The following is a 24,027-nucleotide window of genomic DNA, read 5'->3' on the forward strand; positions in this document are numbered from 1 at the left end:
GGTCACTCCAGGTCGACCGGCGCCGGCACCGCGACCCGGCCGGACCGGGTGCGGCTCAGCACCTCGCGCCGGGTGGGGAACGCGTTGAACCGGCAGCCGTGCAGGCCCTTGCTCTGCTGCATCATCACCGGCGCCGGCCGGCCCCGGCCGGGGCAGGTGGCGTGCCCGAGACCGAGCCAGTGGCCGGTCTCGTGGTTGACGACCATGTGGCGGTAGCCGCGCAGCGGCCCGCCCGCGGCGTTCCAGGCGCGCGAGGCGTGCTTCCAGCGCTCCTGGTTGATCACGACGAACCGTCCCACCCGACAGCTCCACTCCCGGCTGCAGCCGCTGCTGAACCGCGGCAGCCACGACGCCTCGGCCAGCACCAGCGTGAACGCGGCGCCGCGCCGCACCCGGCGGAAGTCGATGCCGGCCGAGCGCCAGCCGCGCGCGTCGTCGTAGGTCTCCTGGGCCAGGCGGGCGAAGTCGCGCACGCTCGTGGTGATCCGGCCGCGGGTCTCGACGCGGTAGCGCACCACCCTCCGTACGCCGACCCGGTGGCGCACCAGCCGCGCGGGCGACTCGACCGCGACGGTGCGGTGGCCGGCCCGGGCCAGGGTGGCACGCACCCGCAGCCGGTGCCCGACGTCGGCGGGCCGCACCCGGTGCCGTCGGCCGGTGGCACCGGCGATCGGTCGGCCGTCGCGGAGCCACTGCCACGACACCCGGTCCGGCCGCGGTGACCACGAGCCCGCAGTGCGGGTGAGCGTGTGGGTCCAGCGGGCGGTGCCGACCACCGCGGGCCGCCGGCCGACGGTGAACGCCGCGGGGGTGACGGGTGCGGTGGGTGCCGACGTCGCGCTGGCGCTGCCCTCGGCCCCGGCGGCCGTGACCGTCACCGCCAGCCGGCGCCCGAGGTCCGCCAGCCCGGGCCGGTACGTCGAGGCGGTCGCGCCGGGCACGGGCGCGCCGTCGCGCAGCCACTGCCAGGCCCACGACGTGGGGGCCGGCGTCCACGTCCCCGGGCTCGCGACCAGCGTGGCGCCGTACGTCGGCGGGCCGGTCACGGCCGGGGCGACCACGACGGCCGGCGGGCCGGCGGCGACGGCCGGCGCGGCCGGGAGCAGCAGGGCGAGCAGGAGTGGAGCGAGCGTGAGTGGGACGAGCACGAGCGGGGCGGGACGGGCGAGGAGGCGGGTCCTCACGCCCACAGCTGCCCCTCGAGCGCGTCCTCGGCCTCGTCGACGGTGCCCTCGTAGGCCCCGGTGGACAGGTACTTCCAGCCACCGTCGCAGACCACGAACGCGATGTCGGCGCTCTCCCCCGCCTTGACCGCCTTGGCGGCCTGGCCGAGCGCGGCGTGCAGGATCGCGCCCGTGGAGATGCCGGCGAAGATGCCCTCGAGCTCGAGCAGCTCGCGGGTGCGGCGCACGGCGTCGCGGGGACCCACCGAGAACCGCGCGTCGATGAGGTCTGCGTCGTAGAGCTCGGGGACGAAGCCCTCGTCGAGGTTCCGCAGGCCGTAGACCAGCTCGCCGTAGCGGGGCTCGGCGGCCACGATCCGCACCTCCGGCTTGGCCTCCCGGAAGAACCGGGAGACGCCCATCAGGGTGCCGGTGGTGCCGAGGCCGGCGACGAAGTGGGTGATCGAGGGCAGGTCGGCGAGCAGCTCGGGGCCGGTGCCCTCCTGGTGGGCCAGCGCGTTGGCGGCGTTGCCGTACTGGTAGAGCATCACCCAGTCGGGGTGCTCCTCGGCGACCTGCTTGGCCACCCGCACGGCCTCGTTGGAGCCGCCGGCGGCCGGCGAGGAGATGATCTCGGCGCCCCACATCCGCAGCAGCTGGCGCCGCTCCGCGGAGGTGTTCTCGGGCATCACGCAGACGATCCGGTAGCCCTTGAGGGTCGCAGCCATCGCCAGGGAGATGCCGGTGTTGCCCGAGGTCGGCTCGAGGATCGTGCAGCCGGGCCGCAGCACCCCGGCCTTCTCGGCCTCCTCGATCATCTTCAGGGCCGGGCGGTCCTTGATCGAGCCGGTCGGGTTGCGGTCCTCGAGCTTGGCCCACAGCCGTACGTCGGGGCTCGGCGACAACCGCGGCAGGCCGACCAGCGGGGTCCCGCCGACCGAGGCGAGCAGGTTGTCGTAGCGCATGGCTCCAGCATGACATCCGCCGAACGGCGGTCGCCCGGCAGCGCCCGGTGCCCGGGTCGCGAGACGTGCCGCCGCGCGGAGGAGGGGGTCAGCAGCCGCCGGCGACCGCGGGGAGCACGACGACCTCGTCGCCGTCGCTGAGCTCGGCCTCGAGCCCGCCGATGAAGCGCACGTCCTCGTCGTTGACGTAGACGTTGACGAACCGGCGCAGGTCGCCGTCGTCGATGAGGCGGTCCTTGAGGCCGGGGTAGCTCGCCTCGAGGTCGTCGATGAGCGCGCTCAGGCTGGCGCCCTCGCCGGTGACGACCTTGGCGTCGGCGGTGTAGGTGCGCAGGATGGTCGGGATCTTGACCTCGATGGCCATGGTTGCGGTGCTCCTCAGCTGCTCTCGACGGGGGCGAGCTCGGGGACGACCGTGACCTCTTCCTCGGTCACCTCGCCGTCCACGATCCTGTACGACCTGAACTCCACCGGGCCCTCGTTATTCCCGTGCTCACGTGTGCTGACCAGCACGTAGTGGGCGCCCGGCTCGCTGGCGAGGCCGATGTCGGTGCGGCTCGGGTAGGCCTCGGTGGCGGTGTGGGAGTGGTAGACGACCACCGGCTCCTCGTCGTTCGCCCACATCTGCTTGTAGAGCGCGAGCAGCTCGGTGGAGTCGAACTCGTAGAACGTCGGGCTCCCGGCGGCGTTGACCATCTCGACCAGCCGCTCGGGCCGGTCGCTGCCCTCGGGGCCCGCGACGATGCCGCACGCCTCGTCGGGATGGTCCCGCTTGGCGTGCGCGATGATCGCGTCGTAGGTCGCCTGGTCGATCGTCAGCACCCCTCCAGCGTAGGCGGGTCGCGACCCGCCATCCGCGGCGGTCCGGACCGCGGGAGCCGATCGGCTCCCACGGGCCTCGCGGTGCCCTACTGTCCGATCATGACGACCCTCGACGGCGCCGGGGCCGCGGCGTGCGCCCGGACCGCGCTGCCCCACCTGCTCGTCGCGCTGGGCAGCGGCCTGCTCGCGGGCGGCGCCGTGCTGACCATCGCCTACTCCCGCGCTCGCCCCGATCTCGACACCTCCAACGTGGTGGTCGCCGTCGCCGCGACCCTCGTCCTGCTCGGGACCGCGCTGCTCGCGCCGGTCGTGGCGCCCGGAGCCGAGCAGCGCGCGTCACTGCGCAGCTGGCCCGGCGCGACGGGTGCGTTGAGTGCCGGGTTCGTGATCATGCAGCTCGTCGACAGCGATCCCGAGGGGACCTACGCAGGCGCCGCCGCCGTGGTGCTGCTCTCGGTGGCGGGCCACCGTCTCGTCGAGGGCCCGGCGTTCGTGCTGACCGGCCTGGCCGGCTCGGCCGCCGCCTTCGCCCAGGGCGTCGGCGACGCGATCGGCACCGGCGACGGCGGCGACACGTTCCTGGCCGCCGGGCTCGCGGTGGCGTGCTTCGTGACGCTCGCCACCGCGATCGGGTGGGCCTTGCCGGCCACCCGCGTGGTGTCCGGCGTGGCCGTCGGGACGGCGGGTCTGGTCGTCATGACCGGGCTGCTCTACGCCGTCCTCTACGCCGGCGCCTTCTACGGAGCTTCCGTCGAGGGCGACTACGACGGGACGGGTGACGATCCCTACGACAGCAGCCTCGAGCTGACCTACGACAACCCCTTCGTCGACGACACCTACGTCCTGCTCGGCTGCTGCGCCGCCCTCGTCGTCGTCTGGTCCGTGGCTGCCCTGGTGAGCGGCCACGTCGGCTTCCGGCTGCTGGTGCTCGCGCAGTGCGTGCTGGCCGTGCCGCTCGGTGCGTACGCGGTGCGCGCCGACCACCCGACCTGGTGGGGTGTCGTGGTGGGCACCGTCGGCGCGATCGCCCTGGGCGCGGTCGTGCTGTGGTTGCGGCGCCCGCGGCCCGAGCGGCCCGTGCCGTACGGTCCCCCGGACCCGGCCGACCCGCCGGTGACGACCGTCACCTAACCTCCCCGGGTGGCCACCATCGACCCGCTGCTCCAGGACGACTTCGCGACCGTGCTCGCCCGCAACCCCGGCGAGGACGAGTTCCACCAGGCGGTGGCCGAGGTGCTCGAGTCGCTCGGCCCGGTGGTGCGCAAGCACGCGGAGTACCACGAGCACTCGATCATCGAGCGGCTCTGCGAGCCCGAGCGCCAGCTGATCTTCCGGGTCCCGTGGGTCGACGACCAGGGCCGGGTGCGGATCAACCGCGCGTTCCGGGTGGAGTTCAACTCCGCCCTCGGGCCCTACAAGGGCGGGCTGCGGTTCCACCCGTCGGTCTACCTCGGGATCGTGAAGTTCCTCGGCTTCGAGCAGATCTTCAAGAACGCCCTGACCGGGCTGCCGATCGGCGGCGGCAAGGGCGGCTCGGACTTCGATCCCAAGGGCCGCTCCGAGGGCGAGGTGATGCGGTTCTGCCAGTCGCTGATGACCGAGCTCTACCGCCACCTCGGCGAGTACACCGACGTCCCCGCGGGCGACATCGGCGTGGGCCAGCGCGAGATCGGCTACCTCTTCGGTCAGTACAAGCGGATCACCAACCGCTACGAGTCCGGGGTGCTCACCGGCAAGTCCATCGCACACGGCGGCTCGCAGGTGCGCACCGAGGCCACCGGCTACGGCACGGTCTTCTTCACCGAGCAGATGCTGGCCGAGTCGGGCTCCACGCTCTCCGGCCGCCGGGTCGTGGTGTCGGGCTCGGGCAACGTCGCGATCTACGCCGCCCAGAAGGCCGCCGAGCTCGGCGCCCAGGTGGTGGCCTGCTCCGACTCCTCCGGCTACGTCGTCGACGAGCAGGGCCTCGACATCGCCCTGCTCCGGCAGGTCAAGGAGGTCGACCGCACCCGGATCTCGGCGTACGCCGAGCAGCGCGCGGGCGCGACGTTCGTCGCCGGGGGGAGCGTCTGGGACGTGCCCTGCGAGGTCGCGCTGCCGTGCGCCACCCAGAACGAGCTCGACGGCGCCGCGGCTCGCACCCTGGCCGACCACGGCGCCATCGCGGTGGCCGAGGGCGCCAACATGCCGTGCACGCCCGACGCCGTCCGGCTGTTCCACGAGCGCGGCGTGCTGTTCGCGCCCGGCAAGGCCGCCAACGCCGGCGGCGTCGCGACCAGTGCCCTGGAGATGCAGCAGAACGCCTCGCGCGACTCGTGGAGCTTCGAGCACACCGAGGACCGGCTGCGCGAGATCATGCACGGCGTGCACGCCCGGTGCGCGGCGGCCGCCGACGAGTACGGCGCGCCCGGCAACTACGTCGCCGGCGCCAACATCTCCAGCTTCCTCCAGGTCGCCGACGCGATGCTGGCGCTCGGCGTCGTCTGAGCCGACGCCGGCACCGGCATCGCCGGGAGCGGCGGGAGATGGGTCGGTCCCGGGCGCACGAACGGCGCAGAGGCGCGGTTGGTGCACCCCGTCCACCTGCCGGTGCGCAGGCGAGCAGGGCGCCGCCCGGGCTACGACGTCAGCGCGTCGACGAGCGTCTCCTGCAGCCAGCCCACCCACTCGTAGATGTCGTGGGCCTGGCCCCGCGGGTCGTCGTCGGGCAGCGTGTGCCAGTAGGCCTCGTCGCCCTCCTCCACGCCGAGCCGGGTGGCGAGGGCCAGCCGCAGGTCGGTGAACGAGCGCAGCCAGGTCTCGGCCGTGGGCTCGTCGAGCTCGACGTCGATCACCAACCCGTCCTCGGTGAGCTCGGGGGGCAGCCCGGCCTCCTCGAGTCCGTCGATGATCGCGACGGCCGCGGCGGCCTTGCCGTCGCGCAGCGCCCCCTCGGTGAACCGGCGGAACTCCGAGGCCGCCTCCTCGTCCTGCAGGTACGCCGTGGGGAACAGCCGGGCGAGCACGGGGTCGTCGGGCTCGGTGGTGGGACCCGAGAAGTCCATCAGCGCCTCGAACGGGTCGACGTCGTCGCGCGGCACCGCCGCCTCGTTGCGCAGCAGCTCGACCAGCTGGGCGGCCAGCGACCGCAGCAGGTCGGCCTCGAAGCCGGCGAAGTTCGCGATCACCAGGCGGCTGCGGCGGTGGCGGGTGAACCCGCTCATCGGCTCACTCCTGCTTGTCCATGGTCGCCCAGAGGCCGTACTCGTGCATGGCCTGCACGTCGCGCTCCATCTCCTCGCGGGTGCCGGAGCTGACCACGGACTTGCCGTCCTCGTGGACCTCCATCATCAGCTTCTCGGCCTTGGCCTTGTCGTAGCCGAAGTACTTCTGGAAGACGTAGGTGACGTAGGACATCAGGTTCACCGGGTCGTTCCACACGATCGTCACCCACGGCTTGGCCGTGAGGGTGATCTCGTCGGGTGTGGTCGTCGGCTCGACCTCGACCGGGCTGGCGGCGGACACGCGTCCATGGTGGCACACCGGTGGGGTTGGCAGACTGGGGCGGGTGACGCCCTCCACGGCCCTGCTCACCGACCACTACGAGCTCACGATGGTGCAGGCCGCGCTGTCCGGCGGCACCGCCCACCGACGGTCGGTCTTCGAGCTGTTCCCGCGGCGGCTGCCCGAGGGCCGGCGCTACGGCGTGGTCGCCGGGGTGGGCCGCGCGCTCGACGCGATCGAGGCGTTCAGCTTCGGGGACGCCGAGCTCGAGCTGCTCCGCGACGTGGTCGACGCACCCACCCTGGAGTGGCTGTCGGCATACCGCTTCACCGGCGACGTCTGGGGCTACCCCGAGGGCGAGGTCTACCTCCCCCACTCCCCGCTGCTGGTCGTCGAGGCGAGCTTCGCCGAGGCCGTGCTGCTGGAGACCGTGCTGCTCTCGATCTACAACCACGACTCGGCGATCGCCTCGGCGGCGTCGCGGATGACCGCCGCGGCCGGTGACCGGCCGTGCATCGAGATGGGCTCGCGGCGCACCCACGAGGAGGCGGCCGTGGCGTGTGCGCGCGCGGCGTACGTCGCGGGGTTCACGACGTCGTCGAACCTGATGGCCCGCGCCCGGTACGGCGTGCCGACCACCGGCACCAGCGCCCACAGCTTCACGCTGCTCCACGACTCCGAGCGCGACGCGTTCCGCGCCCAGGTCGACTCGCTCGGCGTCGGCACCACGCTGCTGGTCGACACCTACGACGTGGCCGAGGCGGTGCGCACCGGCGTCGAGGTGGCCGGCCCCGGCCTCGGCGCGGTGCGCCTCGACTCCGGCGACCTCGGCGACCTCGCCCACGAGGTGCGCGCGCAGCTCGACTCGCTCGGGGCCACCAGCACCCGGATCGTGGTCACCAGCGACCTGGACGAGCACGCCATCGCCGCGCTCGCGGCCGCGCCGGTCGACGGCTACGGCGTCGGCACCCAGCTGGTGACCGGCAGCGGCCACCCGACGTGCGGGTTCGTCTACAAGCTGGTCGCCCGCGAGGGTGCGTCCGGTGAGCTCGAGGCCGTCGCGAAGAAGAGCATCGACAAGGTGTCCGTGGGCGGGCGCAAGTGGGCGCTGCGGCGGCGCAGCGCCGCCGGTGTCGCCGAGGCCGAGGTGGTCGGCATCGGGGCGCCGCCGCAGGACGACGGCGACGACCGGGCGCTGCTCGTGCCGCTCGTGCGCGACGGCGAGGTGGTGGGTCGCGAGCCGCTCGAGCAGTCGCGGACCCGCCACCTGGCCGCGCGCGCCGAGCTGCCCCCCGAGGCCCGGCAGCTGTCGAAGGGCGAGCCGGTCATCCCCACGCTGCTTGGCTAGGTTGGGGCCATGAGCACCGCGCTGATCGTCGTCGACGTCCAGAACGACTTCTGCGAGGGCGGTTCGCTGCCGGTCACCGGCGGGATCGCGGTCGCCGAGAAGGTGGCGGCCCTGCTCGCCGGCGACCCGTCGTACGACCACGTGGTGGCGACGCGCGACCACCACGTCGACCCCGGCAGCCACTGGTCCGAGACGCCCGACTACGTCGACTCGTGGCCGGTGCACTGCGAGGTCGGCACCGAGGGCGAGCAGTTCCGCCCGGAGCTCGACCCGGCGCGGTTCGACGAGGTCTTCCTCAAGGGCGAGCACCAGGCGGCGTACTCCGGGTTCGAGGGCAGCTCCCCCGCCGGCGCCGGGCTCGCCGACTGGCTGCGCGAGCGCGGCGTCGACCGGGTCGAGGTGTGCGGGATCGCCACCGACCACTGCGTGCGGGCCACAGCGCTCGACGCGGTCGCGGCCGGCTTCGCGACGACGGTGCTGCTCGACCTGTGCGCCGGGGTGGCGCCGGAGACCACCGCGGCCGCCCTCGACCAGCTCCGTTCGGCCGGCGTGGCGCTGGGGTGAGCGAGCACGTCGACGTCGAGACCCGCGGCCCGGCGCTGTGGATCACGCTGCGTCGCCCGGAGGTGCTCAACGCCCTGGACGAGCGGATGGTGCAGGCGGTCGCCGAGGCGCTGGAGTCGGCGCGCGGTGACGCGGAGGTGCGGGTCGTCGTGCTGACCGGCACCGGCGCGGCGTTCTCGGCGGGTGCCGACCTGACGACGCTGCGGCTGGCCCAGCAGCACCCGGTCGAGACGATGGACGCCGCCAACCGGGTGGTGCGCACCGTCGTCGGCCTCGACAAGCCGGTGCTGGCCGCGGTCAACGGCGTCGCGGCCGGCGTGGCCTGCTCGGCCGCCCTCGCCGCCGACCTGGTGGTGGCGGCGGAGTCGGCGTCGTTCCTGCTCCCGTTCACCCGGCTGGGCCTGATGACCGACGGCGGCTCCTCGGCCACGGTCGCCGCCGCGATCGGGCGCCCCCGAGCCATGCGGCTGGCCCTCCTCGGCGAGCCGCTGCCCGCCCCCGAGGCCCTCGCCGCCGGCCTGATCACCCACGTCGCCCCCGACCCCGACCTCCCCGCCCTCGTCGACCGTCTGGTGACCCGTCTGGCCGCCGGCCCCGCCCTCGCCCAGTCCGCGATCAAGAAGGCGATCAACGCCGCCACCCTCCCCCACCTCGAGGACGCCCTCGCCCGCGAGCACTCCGGCCAGCGCGCCCTCTTCACCACCCACGACCACACCGAGGGCCTCGACGCCTTCGAGGCCGGCCGGCGGCCGGTCTTCCGGGGCGAGTGAGGGTCGCCGCGGCACGCTTGTAACGCTGGTTTATCCGAACTGGCGCGCCCTTGTAGAGGCGCACCAGTTCGGATAACTGCGCGTTACAACGGCGGGCGTGCCTCAGGCGGCCGGCGAACGACTCACCCGGTACGGCGCCAGGTCGTCGATCGAGTCGCCGTACCGATCCTTCGTCCGGGCGTGGTCGGAACGCAGCCGGGCCTTGGTCGCCTCCCACCGAGACGGCGCCAGGTCTGCCCACACGACTCGGGAGATGCCGAGCTCGAAGGAGGCGATGAAGTCCTGCCGCAGCTTCTCCCGCCAGAGCACCTCCCCGGGGTCGAGCCCGGCCACCCCGCCCTCGCTCTCCGGCTGGTACTTGATCCGGCCGTCGAACTCGACCACGTGCCGGCCGACCCGGAGGTCGCAGAACACCGTGCGACCATCCGCCCGCAGACCGAACTGGGTCTCGATCGGTCCCAGACCCAGCTCCACGAGGAGCAGTCGGGTCAGGGACTCACCCGCGTTGGCCGCCCCCGGGTCGGCCAACCCGACAGCCGCTCTCGCTCGGGTGACGTGGGGCCAGTACTCCATCGCCGCCACCGCGGCGGAGAGCTCCAGCACGCTCGTACCGAGGCGGCGTGCCGAGTCGCACGCCGCGAGCCCGTGCCGGAGTCCGTGCTCTCGGGCGATGTCGACGGCCGTGCGTGCCGGGTCGAGCATCCACTGTCCGTCCAGCTCGACGAGCTGGCGGGGCGTGAACGGCGCCTTGTGGTGCTTCACCCCGTGCCGGGTACGGCCGCCCAGAACACCAAGGCGGGTGAAGTGCACCAGTCCGCGGGGTTCGGCCAGCAGCGAGAACCCGTGCGCCAGCCCTGCGCTGTCGTGGCTCCACAGGTGCGGCATGACCGCGCTGAGGCTGGCCGCCCGGGCTCGGGCGATCGGACGGCCGACGTACTCGTCGAGGGCTGCCCAGTCATCGCCTCGCATGTAGACGCCTCGGCGTAGGGCGACCCACTCTCCACGAGCGAGCAGGGCACCCATGTCCTCGGTCGTCATCCCCCTCTCGCGCGCCTGCCGCCGCAGGACCAGACCGTGCTGCGCGGCCATGACCTCGACTACCCCGGGTGTCATGACGACACCCTGAACCGGGCGCCTCCCCAGCGCACCCCGCCGGCGCCTCCCCTGTGGACGACCGCGGCGGACCCGCGCCGGCCACGCTTGTAACGCTCGTTTATCCGATCTGGTGCGCCGTTGTAAGGGCGCCCCAGTTGCGATAAACGGGCGTTACAAGCCGCGGACCGCTCAGCGCACCCGCACGACGTTCGTGCCGGCGGCCTTGTCGTGCAGCGCCTGCTTCTTGTCGTCCCACAGCGGCCACAGGACGTCGAGCAGGCTGAACAGGGAGCCGAAGGTGCCCACGAACGGGACGAAGCCGGAGACCTGGCCGATCGACTGCACGCCCCACCGCTTGGCGATCGCCGACCAGGGCAGGCGGCCGGGGGTGTCGCGGAGGCGGACCCGCAGGCCGAGGAGCAGCTTGCCGGGCGTGGCGCCGAACGCGCGCAGGAACCCGAACGTCCACACCAGGCTCGTCAGCAGCCACACCAGGCCCACCGCCAGCATCGGGCCGGCGATGTCGGTCATCAGGTCGGTGACCGGCGGGGAGGCGCCGCCGCGCTCGGCCGCGTCGAGCGCCTCGTCGAAGTAGTCGCCGTAGGCCTCGACGATCCGGCCGGTCCAGGGCCATGCGAGCGCCAGCACGATCGGGGTCAGCACCAGCCCGTCGACCAGCGTCGCCACGACCCGCAGCCACCAGCCCGCGAGCCGCTGCCCGTCCGGGGTCGTCGCCGCCGACGTCCGCGGCGAGCCGTACGCCGGCGGCCCGTACGGCGACGACGCGGGCGCCGGGCCCGGACCGGGCGCGGTCGACGCCGGGTACGCCGCGGGCGGGGCGGCCGGCGCGGTGTGCTCGGTCCAGCGGGTGCCGTCCCACCAGCGGAGCTGGCCGGGCTGGGTGGGGTCGGGGTGCCATCCGCCGGGGGTCTGGGTCACGGGCGGGAGTCTCCCACGCTCAGCACCACCGCTCCGCCACGGCCCGGATCACCGAGATCGTCCGGTTGGTGGCGACACCGAGCCGTTTCTCCACGGTGTCGTTGGTGATCCGGGCGGCCTGGTAGGCGTCGCCCAGCAGCAGGTGCACCGCCCGCCCGCTGACGACCGAGCGCTCCGTCTCGCTGTCGTGCGCGGCCAGCAGGGCGACGTCCTCGGGCGACGGCTCCGACTTCAGCAGCGACACGTAGTGGCGCCCGTCGTGGTCGATCCGGTCGGCCTCCTCGACGATCGCCACCACCTCGGCCGGCGTCAGCACGATCGTCGGCACCGCGAACCCACGGTCGGCCAGGAACGCCGCCTCGAGTGCCGTCTCCACCTCGGCCCGCGACCGGAGCGGGGTCGTGACGCGCACGTTGCCGGTGTTGATGTAGGTCGCCACGTCGGCGAATCCCGCGCCCTCGGCCGCCGCGACGATCGCGTCCTTGGGGAACTTCCGCCGCGCGCCGAGGTTGATCGCGCGCAGGAAGGCGACGTAGGTGGGCATGCCCGGATGATGCCACCGCCGGCGGACGGGTGCGGAAAACCGTTGGCACACTGGCGATCCGGTGCCCTAGCGTTCTCCACCTCGGGATCAGCAGGTCCGGCGGGGGTACCCGACCGGGTCCCTGCGCGTCGTACCCCGAATCCACTGGCGAAGCTCTCGAAGCCCGCGGTTCGACTCCGCTCCACCACGGCGGGCGGGGGACGCCGCCAGCGGACGCCCACCCTGAGGCCCGGCCGGTCAGCACGACGGCCGACGCCCCGTGTGCGTCCGTGGCGTCCCCCGTCCGTCCCCCGTCCCTGTCCACCCACACACCGAACGCCCACGTACCACGCCCGGCACCGCACGACCGGGAGGAGGCAGCCATGTCCCTGTTCACCATCACCGTTCCCGCCCCCGAGCGCGCCGTCGAGTACGTCGACGGGGCCTGCACCCGGGTGCTCGGCCCCGGCCGCCACCGCCGGCCGTCGCGGGCCCGCTACGAGTCGGTCACCGTGCTCGAGCGGCTCACGACCACCGCGCCGCAGGAGGTGCTGACCTCCGACGGCGTCGCGGTGAAGGTGACCGCGGCACTCCGCTGGCGGGTGTCCGACCCGCGTGCCTACCTCGAGGGCGCGCTCGACCCCGCCTCGACCCTCCAGCTGGCCGTCCAGCTGGCGCTGCGCGACGCGCTCGTCGACGTCGCCGCCGACGACGTGGTGCGCACCGCCCGGCGCGAGCTGGGCGCCGCGCTCGCCGAGGCGGCGCGGGGCGCGGCCGACGCGCTGGGCATCGAGGTGCTCGACGTCGTCGTCAAGGACGTCGTGCTGCCCGCCGACCTCCGGGCGGCGTACGCCGAGCAGGTCACCGCCCGCGCCCGCGGCGCGGCCCAGCTCGAGGCGGCCCGGGCCGAGACCGCGGCCCTGCGGTCGCTGGCCAACGCCGCCCGGATGCTCGACGAGTCGCCCGCCCTGGCGCGGTTGCGGCTCGTGCAGGCGCTGCCCCACGGCTCGACGGTCGAGCTGACGTCCGGGGACTGATCCCCGGTCGTCGGGTCGAGCCAGGACGGCGACGAGGCCCGGTGTGGCGACCCCACACCGGGCCTCGGTGGTCGTAGGTTCGGCGGCATGCCGTGCGACTACTGCGGACGCGAGTTCGACCCCATCTCGACCCGCTGGCTGTGCCCCCACTGCCACATGAAGGCCAACTGCTGCGACGGCGCGCCGCTGGCCGAGCGGGTCTGCGAGGTACCCGTGACGGAGCGGCCGGCCTGAGCCGCGGGTCGAGGCACCGGTCGGCTCACAGGTTGCCGCGGGCCTCCTGCTCGCGCTCGATCGCCTCGAACAGGGCCTTGAAGTTGCCCTTGCCGAAGCCCAGCGAGCCGTGCCGCTCGATGAACTCGTAGAACACCGTGGGCCGGTCGCCCATCGGCTTGGTGAAGATCTGCAGCAGGTAGCCGTCCTCGTCGCGGTCGACCAGGATCCGCCGCTTCTTGAGCTCCTCGATCGGCACCCGCACCTCGCCGATCCGCGACCGCAGCTCGGGGTCGTCGTAGTAGGAGTCGGGGGTGTCGAGGAACTCCACGCCGTTGGCGCGCAGCACGTCCACCGAGCGCAGGATGTCGTTGGTGGCCAGGGCGATGTGCTGGCAGCCGGCGCCGGCGTAGAACTCGAGGTACTCGTCGATCTGCGACTTCTTGCGCGCGACCGCGGGCTCGTTGAGCGGGAACTTCACCCGGTGGTTGCCGCTCGCCACCACCTTCGACATCAGCGCGGAGTAGTCGGTGGCGATGTCGTCGCCGATGAACTCCGCCATGTTCGTGAAGCCCATGACCTTGTTGTAGAACTCCACCCACTCGTCCATCCGGCCGAGCTCGACGTTGCCGACGCAGTGGTCGATGGCCTGGAACAGGCGCCGGGGGTGGCCCTCGGGGCGGACGACCGTGGTGGTGCGGGCGACGAACCCGGGCAGGTAGGGACCGGTGTAGCGCGACCGGTCGACCAAGGTGTGCCGGGTCTCGCCGTACGTCGCGATCGCGGCGGTGCGCACGGTGCCGTGCTCGTCGGTCTCGTCGTGGGGCTCGACCAGGATCGTGGCGCCCACCGAGCGGGCGTGCTCGACGCACCGGTCGACGTCGGGCACCTCCAGCGCGAGGTCGACCACCCCGTCGCCGTGGCGCCGGTGGTGGTCGAGCACCGGGCTGTCGGGCGTCACGCCCCCGGTGAAGACGAAGCGCGCGCTGCCCGAGCGCAGCACGTAGGTCTTGGCGTCGCGGTGACCGGTCTCGGGGCCGCGGTAGGCCTCGAGGTCCATGCCGAGCGCGAGCTGGTAGAAGGTCGCCGTCTGGGTCGCGTTGCCGACCACGAACACCACCGCGTCCATCGCCGTCACCGGGAACGGGTCGCGGCTCGCGTCGTACTCCACCAGGCCGACCAGCTCCTTGAGCTGCTCGAGGGTCAGGTCCGCCTTGAGCTCATCCGGGGTCAGGGTCATGCCGCCAGCCTGCGACCACAGCACAACCTGTGCAACAGTACGACGACACACTGGTCAACCTGCACAGCAACGAGGCGGAGAATGGACGACCTGGACCGCACCCTGATCAGCCTGTTCGCCGTCGAGCCGCGGATCGGCGTGCTCGAGGCCTCCCGGCGGCTCGGGGTGGCCCGCGGCACCGTGCAGTCCCGCCTCGACAAGCTGGTCGCGCGCGGCGTGGTCACCGGCTGGGGGCCGGACCTCTCCCCCGCCGCCCTGGGCTTCCCGGTGACGGCGTTCCTCACCCTCGAGATCCGGCAGCGGGTGGGGCACGCCCCGGTGGCCGAGCACCTCGCGGCGATCCCGGAGGTGCTCGAGGCGCACACGATCACCGGCGCCGGCGACCTGTGGGCGCGGGTGGTGGCCCGGTCGAACGACGACCTCCAGCGGGTCATCGACCGCGTGCTCGACACCGACGGGATCGTCCGGTCGGCCACCGTGATCGCGCTGGCCGAGCAGGTTCCCTACCGGGTGCTGCCCCTGGCCCGCGCCGACCCCGGCGACCGCCTCGGCTGACCGACGGGCTGACCGGCCGGCTGACCGGCCGGGCTGACCGGCGGGCTGACCGGCGGGCTGATGGGCGGGGGCAGGGGGTAACGGTCGGCCCATGACACGTCCCCTGGTGGTCATGGGTGTCTCCGGGTCCGGCAAGTCGACGGTGGCCGCGGCGCTCTCGCAGCGGCTGCGGGTGCCGTACGCCGACGCCGACGACCTCCACCCGGAGGCCAACGTCGCCAAGATGAGCCGGGGTGAGGCGCTTGACGACGCCGACCGCTGGCCCTGGCTGGAGGTGGTCGGCGCCTGGCTCGCCGACCACCCAGGTGGGGGCGTGATGGCCTGCTCGGCGCTGCGCCGCACCTACCGCGACCACCTGCGCCACCTCTGCCCCGACGTCGAGTTCGTCCACCTCGAGGGCGACCCCGACACGATCCGCCGCCGCCAGGCCAGCCGCCCCGGCCACTTCATGCCGGCCAGCCTGCTCTCCTCCCAGTTCGCCACCCTCGAGCCGCTCGCGCCCGACGAGGGCGGCATCACCATCGACGTCGCGCAGAGCGTCGACGCCATCGTTGACGAGTACGTCGCCCGTTCCGACCAGTCCCCGGAGGACGTCCGATGACCGAACCCCTGCTGCTCCTCGCCGCCGACGAGCCCGTGGACCCGGTGGCACCGGGCTGGCAGCTGGTGCTGGCCGCGCTGCTCGGCATCGCGGTGATCGTGCTGCTGATCACGCTGCTCAAGGTCCACCCGTTCCTCGGGCTGGTGCTCGGCAGCGCGACCGTCGGCCTGGTCGCCGGCCTCGCCCCGCTCGACGCGCTCGGCTTCTTCACCGACGAGTTCGGCGGCACCGCGGCCGGGGTGGGCATCCTGGTCGCGCTCGGCGCGATCTTCGCCCGGCTGCTGGCCGACTCCGGGGGTGCCGACCAGGTGGTCGACACGCTCGTCGGCCGCGCCTCGCCGCGGGCGCTGCCGTGGGTGATGGCGGGCGTGGGCGCACTGATCGGGCTGCCGATGTTCTTCGAGATCGGGCTCGTGCTGCTGATGCCGGTCATCTACCTCGTCGCGCGCCGCGCCAACGTCTCGATCATCGGCGTCGGCATCCCCACCCTCGCCGGGCTCTCGGCCATGCACGGCTTCGTGCCGCCCCACCCCGGCCCGGTCGCCGCGATCGACTACCTGGGCGCCGACCTGGGGCTCACCCTCGGCCTGGGGCTGCTGGTCTCGATCCCGGTGATCATCGTGGCCGGCCCGATCTTCGGCGTGATCGCTGGTCGCTGGGTGCACGTCGAGGCGCCGGCCCGGGTCGGCGCGGCGGCGTCCGGCGGGGCGGGGGGCGCGGGCTCGGGCTCGGAGACCGGCGAACCCGGCGACCCGGACGAGCGCTCGGGCCTGCCCGACGACGGGGAGGAGCGGGCCGCGACGACCCGGCGCCCGTCGTTCGTCATCACGCTGGCGACGGTGCTGCTGCCCGTCATCCTGATGCTGGCCAAGGCGATCGCCGACATCACCCTCGACGACCCCGAGCACGGCGTGCAGCAGACCCTCGACGTGGTGGGCGAGCCGGTGGTGGCGCTGCTGATCGGCGTGCTCGTCGCGATGTTCACCCTGGGCCTGGGCTCGGGGATGAACCGGCAGGGCCTCTCGGACACGGTCGGCGCGTCGCTGGGCCCGATCGCCGGCATCTTCCTCATCGTCGCCGCCGGCGGCGGCTTCAAGGGCGTGCTGGTCAACACCGGCGTCGGCACCCTGCTCGCCGACTGGGCCTCCGACGCCGACGTGCCGGTGACCGTGCTGGCCTGGACCCTGGCGGTGCTGATCCGGCTGGCGACCGGGTCTGCGACGGTCGCCACCATCACCGCCTCGTCGCTGATGATCGACCTCGTCGCCGGGATGCCGGCCGCGGAGGTGTCGCTCGTGGTGCTCGCGGTCGGCGCCGGGTCGGTGTTCTTCTCCCACGTCAACGACGCGGGCTTCTGGCTCGTCAAGGAGTACTTCGGCCTGACCGTCGGCCAGACCATCCGCACCTGGTCGCTGATGGAGACGGTGCTCTCGGTCACCGGCCTGGTCGTGGTGCTGCTGATCGGGCTCGTGGTCTAGCCCTGCCGGCCACGCCGGCGGACGCGCCGGTCAGCTGAAGATCATGCAGGTCGACGTGGCGTGGGCGACCAGCCGCCCGGCCGCGTCGAAGAGCTGGGCCTCGGCCAGCGCCGTGCGGCGGCCGCGCTGGATCACCCGGCCCTGGGCGCGCAGCCGGCCGGAGTCGACGGTGACCGGGCGCAGGAACTTCACGGTGAGGTCGAGCGAGGTGTAGCCCTGTCCGGCCTCGAGCGTGGAGTGCACCGAGCAGGCCGCCGCCGTGTCGAGCATCGTGGAGAGCACGCCGCCGTGCACGGTGCCGAGCGGGTTGTAGTGGCCGGGCCGCGGCACCAGCTCGACCGAGATCGCGCCGTGCTCGCCGTCGAAGTTCTGCATGCCGAGGGTCTCGGCGATCGGGGCCGGCGGCAGCACGCCGTCGCGCATCGCCATCAGCAGCTCGAGGCCGGTCATCGCGGCCAGGTCGGGAGTCTGGGTCTCGGTCACGGACCCAGACTGGCGACCTTGGCTGGGTCTGTCAACAAGACCTAGACTGTGACCATGACCACCACCACTCCCCCGGCACTCGCGTGGTCGACCGACAACTGCCAGGTGGCGCGGGCGATGAGCGTGCTCGGCGAGCGGTCGACACTGGTGGTGCTGCGCGAGGTCTTCAACGGCGTGCGCCGCTTCGACGACATGCAGCGGCACAGCGGCGTCGCCCGCCAGGTGCTGAGCAACCGGCTGGCGATGCTGGTCGAGCACGGCATCCTCACCCGCACGCCGTACCGGCCCGAGGGCGGCCGGGTGCGCCACGAGTACCGGCTCACCCCCAAAGGATTCGACCTCTACCCCGTGCTGGCCGCGGTCGCCGACTGGGGTGCCCGCTACTGCGCCGACCCCGAAGGCCCGCCCGTCGAGCTGGTGCACCGCGACTGCGGCCAGGTGGTCCGGGCCGCCCTGGTCTGCGACGGCGGCCACCACCTCGACGACAACCGGCAGGTCGTCCCCCGTCCCGGGCCCGGGGCCCGGCCGTTCGGGGGGTGACGGGGCGGTCGCGGCTACGACGAGCGCCGCACCGCCCAGTCGCGCACCCGGTCGATCCGGGCCTGCAGCTGCTCGGCGTTGGCGACCGCGGCGGCGGGGCCGCCGCACTCCTTGCGGAGCGCGGCGTGCACGACGCCGTGGGCCTGCCCGGTGCGGTGGTGCCAGGCGCCCACCAGGCCGTTGAGCTCGCGCCGGAGCACGGCCAGCTGCTCGTGGGTGGAGACTTCCGTGAGCGAATCGGCTGCCCGGGCGTTGGCGTCGGCCTGCGACCGCTGCTTGCGGGCCCGGTCGCTCTGGCGCTGGGCGAGCAGCTCGCGCATCTGGGCGGGCTCGAGCAGGCCCGGGATGCCGAGGAAGTCCATCTCCTCCTCCGAGCCGACGTGCACCTCGCCCGCATGGCCGAACTCGCCGCCGTCGAAGAGCACGCGGTCGAAGCGGGCCTCCGAGCCCAGCGCCTGGAACGGCAGCGCCTCGAGCTCGTCGGAGGCGCCCTCCCCGGCCTGGGCCTGGGCGAGCAGGTCCTTCTCGGCGGCGAAGATGTCGCCGTCGTCGGAGACCCGGCGGCCGAGCACGTGGTCGCGCGCGAGCTCGAGCTCGCCGGCGTACTGCAGCAGCGTCGGCACCGACGGGAGGAACACCGACGCGGTCTCGCCCCGGGTGCGCGCCCGGACGAAGCGGCCGACCGCCTGGGCGAAGAACAGCGGGGTGGCGGTGGTGGTGGCGTAGACGCCGACCGCGAGCCGGGGCACGTCGACGCCCTCGGAGACCATCCGCACCGCGACCATCCAGCGGCCGTCGCCCTGCGCGAACTCCGCGATCTTCTTCGAGGCCTGCTTCTCGTCGGAGAGCACGACGGTGGGCGCCTCGCCCGCGATCGCGCGCAGCGTCTTGGCGTAGGCCCGCGCGGAGTCCTGGTCGGTGGCGATCACCAGGCCCCCGGCGTCGGCGACGTGGCGGCGCACCTCCGAGAGCCGCTTGTCGGCTGCGGCGAGCACCGACGGGATCCACGACCCCTCGGGGTCGAGCGCGGTGCGCAGCGCCTGGTTGGTGAGGTCCTTGGTCAGCGGCTCGCCGAGGCGCGCCGACACCTCGTCACCGGCCCGGGTGCGCCACTGCATCTCGCCGGAGTAGGCCATGAACAGCACCGGGCGCACGACGTGGTCGGCGAGCGCCTCGGCGTAGCCGTAGGTGTAGTCGGCCACCGAGCGCGGCACGCCGTCGTCGCCGGGCGCGTAGGTGACGAACGGGATCGGGTTGACGTCGGAGCGGAACGGCGTGCCGGTCAGCGCCAGCCGGCGGTGGGCGGGGTCGAAGGCCTCGCGCACGCCCTCGCCCCACGACAGCGCGTCGCCGGCGTGGTGCACCTCGTCGAGGATCACCAGCGTCTTCCAGCGCTCGGTGCGGATCCGCATCGCCAGCGGGTTCACCGCGACGCCGGCGTAGGTGACCGCGATCCCGAGGTAGTCGGAAGAGGTCCTGCCCTTGCCCGCGGCGTAGGCCGGGTCGATCGGGATGCCGGCCCGCTCGGCCGCCTCGGCCCACTGGGTCTTGAGGTGCTCGGTGGGCGCCACGATCGTGACCCGGTCGACGATCCGCCGGCCCAACAGCTCGGAGGCCACGCTGAGCGCGAACGTCGTCTTGCCGGCGCCGGGCGTGGCCACGGCGAGGAAGTCGCGCGGCTGGCGGGCGAGGTACTGCTCCATGGCGGCGGACTGCCAGGCACGGAGCGACGGCGCCGTGCCCCAGGCCGCCCGCTCCGGCCAGGCCGGGGTGAGGGCGGAGTTCAAGACCGGCTGCCGCCCGAGCCGTCACCGGAGTCGTCGTTGAGCGACTCCCAGACCTCCTTGCACTCCGGGCAGACGGGGAACTTCTCCGGCGCCCGGCTCGGCACCCACACCTTGCCGCACAGCGCGACCACGGGGGTGCCCATCACCATCGCCTCGGTGAGCTTGTCCTTCTCCACGAAGTGGGAGAAGCGCTCGTGGTCGCCGTCGTCGGTGGGGACGGTGTGGCGGTCCTCGCGCACCCGCTCGTCGACGGCGGTGCCGGTGCCGAATCCGATGGTGCTCACGGGTCCCACCCTACGTGAGGACGGGAGGCGCCCCGACCACGACGGGCGGGGCGCCGGGTCAGTTCAGGCCCGGGTCGGCCGGTCGCGTCGAGTGCCACGCCAGCTCGCCGGGCTGGCGGCGCATCACCTCGCGCCACAGGTCGCCGGCGTCGAGGCGGAAGGCGTCGGCGGCCTGGGCGGGCACGACGTACCAGCAGCCCTCCTCGATCTCGCCGGCCAGCTGCTCGGCCCCCCAGCCGGCGTAGCCCGCGAAGATCCGCAGCCCGGCCAGGCTGCCGTCGACGAGCTCGACGGGGGTGTCGAGGTCGACCAGGCCGAGCCGACCGTCGACCTCGCGGAAGCCCACCGGCTCGTCGTCGGGGTCGCGCAGCAGCCCGACGGCCAGCGCTCCCTCGGTGCTGACCGGGCCGCCCTGGAAGAGCACCTCGGGCTCGGCGACGACGTCGCCCCACGGCTCGAGCACCTCGTCGACCCGCACCGCGGAGGGTCGGTTGAGCACGACGCCGAGCGCGCCGTCGTCGTCGGAGTCGAGCACCAGCACGACGGTCTCGGAGAAGTTGGGGTCGAGGAGCACCGGCGTCGCCACCAGCAGCATCCCCGCACGCACCTCGGCCATGGCCCCATCATCGCGCAGCGACGGTGGGCGGGGCCATGGCCGAGGGGGTGGCTGCCTCCGGGGAGGGCGGTCAGGCAGCCAGCACGGCCCGCAGTCGGGCCAGGAGGGTGGGCCGGTCGGCGTCATCGTCGACCAGGTCGACCGGGAGGTACGACGCGCGCGCCGCGGCCTCGATCCGGCGGCCGGCCGCGACCGAGGCGGCGTCGCCGGTGCTGCCGCCGGCGCTGCCCTGGCCGGCCATCACGGCCAGCAGGAGGTGCTCCTTGGCCTGCGCCTTGGCCAGGGCCGAGGCCATGGCGTCGTCGAGGGGGTGCTCGAGGTGGTGGTCGAGCACCCGGCGGATGCCGGGCAGCTCGTCGGCCGTGGCCTGCCAGGCCCGCTGCACGGCGCGCTCGAGGTCCATCGGCTGCGAGACCAGCTCGCGTTCGATCCGGCCGGAGAGCCGGGTGTGCCAGCGCAGCGACAGGGCGCCGAGCAGGGTCAGCTCGTCGCCGAAGGTCTCGGCGACGCCGGGCACGTCCATCGGCAGGACGCCGTCGCGGCGCCGGTCGGCGGTGCGGATGACGTCGCGGAGGATCTCCCCGCGGTTGTGGAAGGACTTCCAGGTCATGGTCGTTCTCCTGTCGGGAGGGACTCACATACCGTGAGTACGTACCCACAGTAGGGCAACGTACTGACGGTATGCCAGCCGTCAGGTCCGTTCCGGTCGGTGATCCTCGCCACCCGGCGTGTGACGATCGTCCCTTGCCTGCTTGGGGATTCGACGTCGTGGCGGGGTCGAGGCCCGACCCGCGCACCGGAGGCCGGCGGCGCCGTGCATCGGCTGCTGTGACGGAGGCCACTAGGGTGGACCCGTGCCGAAGTCGTCCGTGAGCAAGCTCGTGCCCAAGGTGCCCAAGCCCAAGGTGCCGAGCGTCCCCGGCGGCTCGCGGCGCCAGCAGTACTCCGCCAGCACCAAGCGAGCGCTGGTGGAGGTCGCCCAGGAGCTCTTCACCGAGCACGGCTACGCCGGCACCAGCCTCGACGCGATCGTCGCCGGGGCCCAGGTCACCAAGGGCGCGCTCTACCACCACTTCAGCGGCAAGCAGGCCCTGTTCGAGGCGGTCTTCGAGCGGATCGAGCTCGACGCCAGCAAGCGGATCCAGAAGGCGATCAAGGGCAGCCGCGACCCGTGGGTCAAGGCGCTCTCGGGACTGCGGGCCTTCCGGCTGATCGTGCAGGAGCCCGACTACCGCCGGATCGTGATCCAGGAGGGGCCGGCCGTCCTCGGATACGAGCGGTTCCGCGAGCAGGAGGAGCGCTCGACGTTCGCGACCGTGGTCGAGATCGTCCGCTCGGTGCTGACCGCCGGCACCTGGGAGCTCGACGAGGAGATGACCCAGACGTTCTCGCGGATCTTCTTCGGCGCGATGTCGTCGGCCGGCGAGTCGGTGGCGGCCTCCGACGACCCCGAGGCGGCCGCCGACCGGGTCGAGACCGCGATCGCCTTCATCGTGGCCGGCTTCCAGGCCCTCGCCGCCAACGGTGTCGAGCTGCCGACCAGCACCGACACCTTCACGCTGCCGGAGGACCCCGCCTAGCCGGTCGGCACTCCTAGCGGCCGAAGGTGACGTCGCCGCCGTTGGCGGGGACCAGCTCGATCCAGGTGCGCCCGGCCGGGACGGTCAGGTCGCCGGCCTTGGTCGCGAGCTGGATGTGGCCGTCGAGGCCGTCCTTGCGCCAGGTGCCGCGCACCAGGCGGCCGTCGTGGAAGAGCAGCGCCGGGCCCTTGCCGTCGAGCTTCGACTCCGGCACCGGGTTGCCCGCGGGGTCGGTGTAGCCGGCGTCGCCGACCTGCACCCGCAGCACCAGCACCGTGTCGGCCGGGAACTCGTCGCCGTCGGCGGCGTAGGAGTTCTGGTTGACGTACTTCTTGCCGTCGAAGATCCAGTCGGTGGCGTGGCCGCCGGAGAAGCGCGCCGAGAGCCGCTTGGCGGGCTGCCCCTGCGGCAGGTCCTCGGTCGTGCCCCACGGCAGGTAGTCGTCGGGGCGGGCGGCGTCGTCCTCGACCAGGGTGGCGGTCTGGCGCAGGTTCGCGAACAGGTTGTACGGCGCCGAACGGCTGTCGTCGCGGAAGAAGCCCTTGTCGCCCTCCTGGAAGAACGCGATGCCGGCCTTCCGGATCCGGTCGATCGTGACCTGGGCCGCGCCCGAGGTGACCATCACGCCGCCGGTGGGCCGGACGATGCCGATGTCGGTGGCCCGCATCGAACGCACCGGACCGACGTCGCCGGGGATCTTGGAGTAGAAGAACGCCGCGAGCCGGGTCATCCCGCCCTCGACCAGCTCCTCCACGACCAGGTCGGCGGTGCCGAGCCCCTGCTGGGGCGCGCTGGAGGCGGTGTTGTCCATCTTCAGGACCATCACCGGGTGCTCCTGGGCCGCGCTCTGCTCGCCGGTGACCTCGAGGCCGGTGAGCGGCCAGGTGGAGTCGAGCACCCCGCCGCCTGCGGTCGCCTGGGGGTCGGGGGCGCCGTCGCCGTCGTCGTCGCCGCCGCAGCCGGCGAGGGCCAGCGCTGCGGTCAGCAGGAGCGCGACCGGCAGGGCCGCGCTGCGGTGTCCACGAGGTGCAGGCACGTCGGGCTCCGTTCGATCGGGTCTGGGTGCGTGGGCTCGGTCGAGCTCGGGGTGCGGGTCCGGTCCGCGGTCAGTATGCGCCGCGGGGGCCTCAACCCAGCTTCGCCCCGCCGTCGACGTAGAGGGTCTGGCCGGTGACGTAGGACGCCTCGTCGCTGCAGAGGAACGCAGCAGCGGCGGCGATGTCCTCCGGGAAGCCGACCCGGCGCACCGGGTTGGCCTCGGCGTTGAGCCGGCGGAACTCCTCGACGTCCATCTTCAGCCGGGCCGCCGTGGCGTCGGTCATCTCGGTGGCGATGAAGCCCGGCGCGATGGCGTTGGCGTTGATGCCGAACGGGCCGAGCTCGATGCCGAGGGTGCGGGTGAAGCCCTGCACGCCCATCTTGGCCGCGGAGTAGTTGGCCTGCCCGCGGTTGCCCAGTGCAGAGACGCTGGAGAGGTTGAGGATCTTGCCGTACTTCTGCTCCACGAAGTGCTTCTGGGCGGCCCTGGTCATCAGGAACGCGCCCTTGAGGTGCACGCCCATGACCAGGTCCCAGTCGTCCTCGGTCATCTTGAACAGCAGGTTGTCGCGGGTGATCCCGGCGTTGTTGACCAGCACGTGGATGCCGCCCAGGTCGGCCACGACCCGCTCGACCGCGGCCTCGGCGGAGGCTGCGTCGCTGACGTCGCAGCCCACCCCGATCGCCCGGGCGCCGTCGACCACGGGCAGCCGGCCCGCGGCCTCGGCGGCAGCGGCCTCGTCGAGGTCGAGCACCGCCACCGACGCGCCCTCCTCGGCGAACCGCGTGGCGCAGCCGAACCCGATGCCGCGCGCGGCTCCGGTGACGACGACGACCCGACCGTCGTAGCGACCCATGGTGTGACCTCCTGCTGATCCGCGCTGCTCGTCGGCGCTGCCTGGT

At 73.4% G+C, this 24,027-nt stretch carries 29 protein-coding genes; 12 read left to right on the forward strand and 17 right to left on the reverse strand.

Annotated features, from left to right (window positions below; genetic code table 11):
• Positions 1 to 2 precede the first annotated feature (2 nt).
• The 4 genes from JT721_RS16705 to JT721_RS16720 form a co-directional block, all read right to left on the reverse strand.
• Positions 3 to 1,184, reverse strand: coding sequence for a DUF3152 domain-containing protein (locus JT721_RS16705; RefSeq protein WP_205474396.1), 1,182 nt, complete (start codon positions 1,182 to 1,184; stop codon positions 3 to 5).
• The gene (locus JT721_RS16710; protein ID WP_205474397.1) at positions 1,181 to 2,128 is read right to left on the reverse strand and encodes a PLP-dependent cysteine synthase family protein; all 948 of its coding nucleotides are present in this window, start codon (positions 2,126 to 2,128) and stop codon (positions 1,181 to 1,183) included. The genes JT721_RS16705 and JT721_RS16710 overlap by 4 nt, the downstream gene beginning before the upstream one ends.
• A gap of 88 nt (positions 2,129 to 2,216) precedes the next feature.
• A complete protein-coding gene (locus JT721_RS16715; RefSeq protein WP_205474398.1) occupies positions 2,217 to 2,492 on the reverse strand; it encodes a MoaD family protein in 276 nt (91 codons plus the stop codon).
• 14 nt (positions 2,493 to 2,506) lie between these two features.
• The gene (locus tag JT721_RS16720; RefSeq protein WP_205474399.1) at positions 2,507 to 2,950 is read right to left on the reverse strand and encodes a Mov34/MPN/PAD-1 family protein; all 444 of its coding nucleotides are present in this window, start codon (positions 2,948 to 2,950) and stop codon (positions 2,507 to 2,509) included.
• A 99-nt stretch (positions 2,951 to 3,049) separates the two neighbouring features.
• On the opposite strand from JT721_RS16720, the gene JT721_RS16725 reads away from it, so the two are divergent.
• Positions 3,050 to 4,081, forward strand: a complete 1,032-nt coding sequence (locus JT721_RS16725) for a hypothetical protein (RefSeq protein WP_205474400.1) — start codon at positions 3,050 to 3,052, stop codon at positions 4,079 to 4,081.
• 18 nt (positions 4,082 to 4,099) lie between these two features.
• The gene (gdhA, locus tag JT721_RS16730; protein ID WP_205474455.1) at positions 4,100 to 5,437 is read left to right on the forward strand and encodes an NADP-specific glutamate dehydrogenase; all 1,338 of its coding nucleotides are present in this window, start codon (positions 4,100 to 4,102) and stop codon (positions 5,435 to 5,437) included.
• 131 nt (positions 5,438 to 5,568) lie between these two features.
• On the opposite strand, the gene JT721_RS16735 is transcribed toward gdhA, so the two are convergent.
• Positions 5,569 to 6,153, reverse strand: a complete 585-nt coding sequence (locus JT721_RS16735; RefSeq protein WP_205474401.1) for a DUF2017 domain-containing protein — start codon at positions 6,151 to 6,153, stop codon at positions 5,569 to 5,571.
• A gap of 4 nt (positions 6,154 to 6,157) precedes the next feature.
• Positions 6,158 to 6,454 carry an ATP-dependent Clp protease adapter ClpS gene (gene clpS / locus JT721_RS16740; protein WP_205474402.1) on the reverse strand — a complete coding sequence of 99 codons (297 nt, stop codon included), beginning with the start codon at positions 6,452 to 6,454 and terminating at the stop codon, positions 6,158 to 6,160.
• Between the two features lie 43 nt (positions 6,455 to 6,497).
• Between clpS and JT721_RS16745 the strand changes: the two genes are divergently transcribed.
• The 3 genes from JT721_RS16745 to JT721_RS16755 are packed head-to-tail and all read left to right on the forward strand — an operon-like array spanning position 6,498 to position 9,115.
• The gene (locus JT721_RS16745) at positions 6,498 to 7,781 is read left to right on the forward strand and encodes a nicotinate phosphoribosyltransferase (RefSeq protein WP_205474403.1); all 1,284 of its coding nucleotides are present in this window, start codon (positions 6,498 to 6,500) and stop codon (positions 7,779 to 7,781) included.
• 9 nt (positions 7,782 to 7,790) lie between these two features.
• The gene (locus tag JT721_RS16750; protein ID WP_205474404.1) at positions 7,791 to 8,345 is read left to right on the forward strand and encodes a nicotinamidase; all 555 of its coding nucleotides are present in this window, start codon (positions 7,791 to 7,793) and stop codon (positions 8,343 to 8,345) included.
• Positions 8,342 to 9,115, forward strand: a complete 774-nt coding sequence (locus JT721_RS16755) for an enoyl-CoA hydratase-related protein (RefSeq protein ID WP_307828105.1) — start codon at positions 8,342 to 8,344, stop codon at positions 9,113 to 9,115. The genes JT721_RS16750 and JT721_RS16755 overlap by 4 nt, the downstream gene beginning before the upstream one ends.
• A gap of 102 nt (positions 9,116 to 9,217) precedes the next feature.
• Here the strand turns inward: JT721_RS16755 and JT721_RS16760 are convergent, their stop codons facing one another.
• The 3 genes from JT721_RS16760 to JT721_RS16770 all read right to left on the reverse strand — a co-directional run bounded on the left by JT721_RS16760 (position 9,218) and on the right by JT721_RS16770 (position 11,693).
• Positions 9,218 to 10,228 carry a type IV toxin-antitoxin system AbiEi family antitoxin domain-containing protein gene (locus JT721_RS16760; protein ID WP_205474405.1) on the reverse strand — a complete coding sequence of 337 codons (1,011 nt, stop codon included), beginning with the start codon at positions 10,226 to 10,228 and terminating at the stop codon, positions 9,218 to 9,220.
• A 171-nt stretch (positions 10,229 to 10,399) separates the two neighbouring features.
• Positions 10,400 to 11,149, reverse strand: coding sequence for an RDD family protein (locus tag JT721_RS21070; protein ID WP_205474457.1), 750 nt, complete (start codon positions 11,147 to 11,149; stop codon positions 10,400 to 10,402).
• A 19-nt stretch (positions 11,150 to 11,168) separates the two neighbouring features.
• Complete coding sequence (locus JT721_RS16770; RefSeq protein ID WP_205474406.1) at positions 11,169 to 11,693, reverse strand: DUF1697 domain-containing protein; 525 nt, start codon at positions 11,691 to 11,693, stop codon at positions 11,169 to 11,171.
• Positions 11,694 to 12,055: 362 nt separating this feature from the next.
• Between JT721_RS16770 and JT721_RS16775 the strand changes: the two genes are divergently transcribed.
• Together JT721_RS16775 and JT721_RS16780 are read left to right on the forward strand one after the other, a co-directional pair.
• Positions 12,056 to 12,709, forward strand: a complete 654-nt coding sequence (locus JT721_RS16775; RefSeq protein ID WP_205474407.1) for an SPFH domain-containing protein — start codon at positions 12,056 to 12,058, stop codon at positions 12,707 to 12,709.
• A gap of 87 nt (positions 12,710 to 12,796) precedes the next feature.
• Positions 12,797 to 12,943, forward strand: coding sequence for a hypothetical protein (locus tag JT721_RS16780; protein ID WP_205474408.1), 147 nt, complete (start codon positions 12,797 to 12,799; stop codon positions 12,941 to 12,943).
• 25 nt (positions 12,944 to 12,968) lie between these two features.
• On the opposite strand, the gene hppD is transcribed toward JT721_RS16780, so the two are convergent.
• Entirely contained in the window at positions 12,969 to 14,162 is a 1,194-nt protein-coding gene (gene hppD, locus JT721_RS16785) for a 4-hydroxyphenylpyruvate dioxygenase (protein ID WP_240340931.1), read from the reverse strand.
• A gap of 81 nt (positions 14,163 to 14,243) precedes the next feature.
• On the opposite strand from hppD, the gene JT721_RS16790 reads away from it, so the two are divergent.
• The 3 genes from JT721_RS16790 (at position 14,244) to JT721_RS16800 (ending at position 16,796) form a co-directional block, all read left to right on the forward strand.
• Entirely contained in the window at positions 14,244 to 14,717 is a 474-nt protein-coding gene (locus JT721_RS16790; protein WP_205474409.1) for an Lrp/AsnC family transcriptional regulator, read from the forward strand.
• A gap of 91 nt (positions 14,718 to 14,808) precedes the next feature.
• The gene (locus JT721_RS16795; RefSeq protein ID WP_205474410.1) at positions 14,809 to 15,318 is read left to right on the forward strand and encodes a gluconokinase; all 510 of its coding nucleotides are present in this window, start codon (positions 14,809 to 14,811) and stop codon (positions 15,316 to 15,318) included.
• Positions 15,315 to 16,796, forward strand: coding sequence for a GntP family permease (locus JT721_RS16800; protein ID WP_205474411.1), 1,482 nt, complete (start codon positions 15,315 to 15,317; stop codon positions 16,794 to 16,796). The genes JT721_RS16795 and JT721_RS16800 overlap by 4 nt, the downstream gene beginning before the upstream one ends.
• A 30-nt stretch (positions 16,797 to 16,826) precedes the next feature.
• Here the strand turns inward: JT721_RS16800 and JT721_RS16805 are convergent, their stop codons facing one another.
• Complete coding sequence (locus JT721_RS16805; protein WP_205474412.1) at positions 16,827 to 17,279, reverse strand: PaaI family thioesterase; 453 nt, start codon at positions 17,277 to 17,279, stop codon at positions 16,827 to 16,829.
• Between the two features lie 54 nt (positions 17,280 to 17,333).
• On the opposite strand from JT721_RS16805, the gene JT721_RS16810 reads away from it, so the two are divergent.
• A complete protein-coding gene (locus tag JT721_RS16810) occupies positions 17,334 to 17,819 on the forward strand; it encodes a helix-turn-helix domain-containing protein (RefSeq protein WP_205474413.1) in 486 nt (161 codons plus the stop codon).
• Positions 17,820 to 17,833: 14 nt separating this feature from the next.
• Here JT721_RS16810 and JT721_RS16815 read toward each other — a convergent pair whose 3' ends face one another.
• The 4 genes from JT721_RS16815 to JT721_RS16830 all read right to left on the reverse strand — a co-directional run bounded on the left by JT721_RS16815 (position 17,834) and on the right by JT721_RS16830 (position 21,116).
• Positions 17,834 to 19,522, reverse strand: a complete 1,689-nt coding sequence (locus JT721_RS16815) for a DEAD/DEAH box helicase (protein WP_240340956.1) — start codon at positions 19,520 to 19,522, stop codon at positions 17,834 to 17,836.
• Between the two features lie 80 nt (positions 19,523 to 19,602).
• Positions 19,603 to 19,890, reverse strand: a complete 288-nt coding sequence (locus JT721_RS16820) for a DUF3039 domain-containing protein (protein WP_205474415.1) — start codon at positions 19,888 to 19,890, stop codon at positions 19,603 to 19,605.
• A gap of 58 nt (positions 19,891 to 19,948) precedes the next feature.
• The gene (locus tag JT721_RS16825) at positions 19,949 to 20,506 is read right to left on the reverse strand and encodes a YqgE/AlgH family protein (protein WP_205474416.1); all 558 of its coding nucleotides are present in this window, start codon (positions 20,504 to 20,506) and stop codon (positions 19,949 to 19,951) included.
• 70 nt (positions 20,507 to 20,576) lie between these two features.
• Positions 20,577 to 21,116 (reverse strand): hypothetical protein, encoded by a 540-nt coding sequence (locus tag JT721_RS16830; protein ID WP_205474417.1) that lies wholly within the window; start codon positions 21,114 to 21,116, stop codon positions 20,577 to 20,579.
• Between the two features lie 244 nt (positions 21,117 to 21,360).
• Between JT721_RS16830 and JT721_RS16835 the strand changes: the two genes are divergently transcribed.
• On the forward strand, positions 21,361 to 22,086 hold the full coding sequence (locus tag JT721_RS16835) for a TetR/AcrR family transcriptional regulator (RefSeq protein ID WP_205474418.1): 726 nt from the start codon (positions 21,361 to 21,363) through the stop codon (positions 22,084 to 22,086).
• 13 nt (positions 22,087 to 22,099) lie between these two features.
• Here JT721_RS16835 and JT721_RS16840 read toward each other — a convergent pair whose 3' ends face one another.
• Both JT721_RS16840 and JT721_RS16845 read right to left on the reverse strand, forming a co-directional pair.
• Entirely contained in the window at positions 22,100 to 23,122 is a 1,023-nt protein-coding gene (locus JT721_RS16840; RefSeq protein WP_205474419.1) for a DUF3048 domain-containing protein, read from the reverse strand.
• Between the two features lie 91 nt (positions 23,123 to 23,213).
• Entirely contained in the window at positions 23,214 to 23,981 is a 768-nt protein-coding gene (locus JT721_RS16845) for an SDR family NAD(P)-dependent oxidoreductase (protein WP_205474420.1), read from the reverse strand.
• Between the last annotated feature and the right edge of the window lie 46 nt (positions 23,982 to 24,027).

This window comes from Nocardioides sp. SYSU D00038 (assembly GCF_016924665.1).
Taxonomy (GTDB): Bacteria; Actinomycetota; Actinomycetes; order Propionibacteriales; family Nocardioidaceae; genus Nocardioides.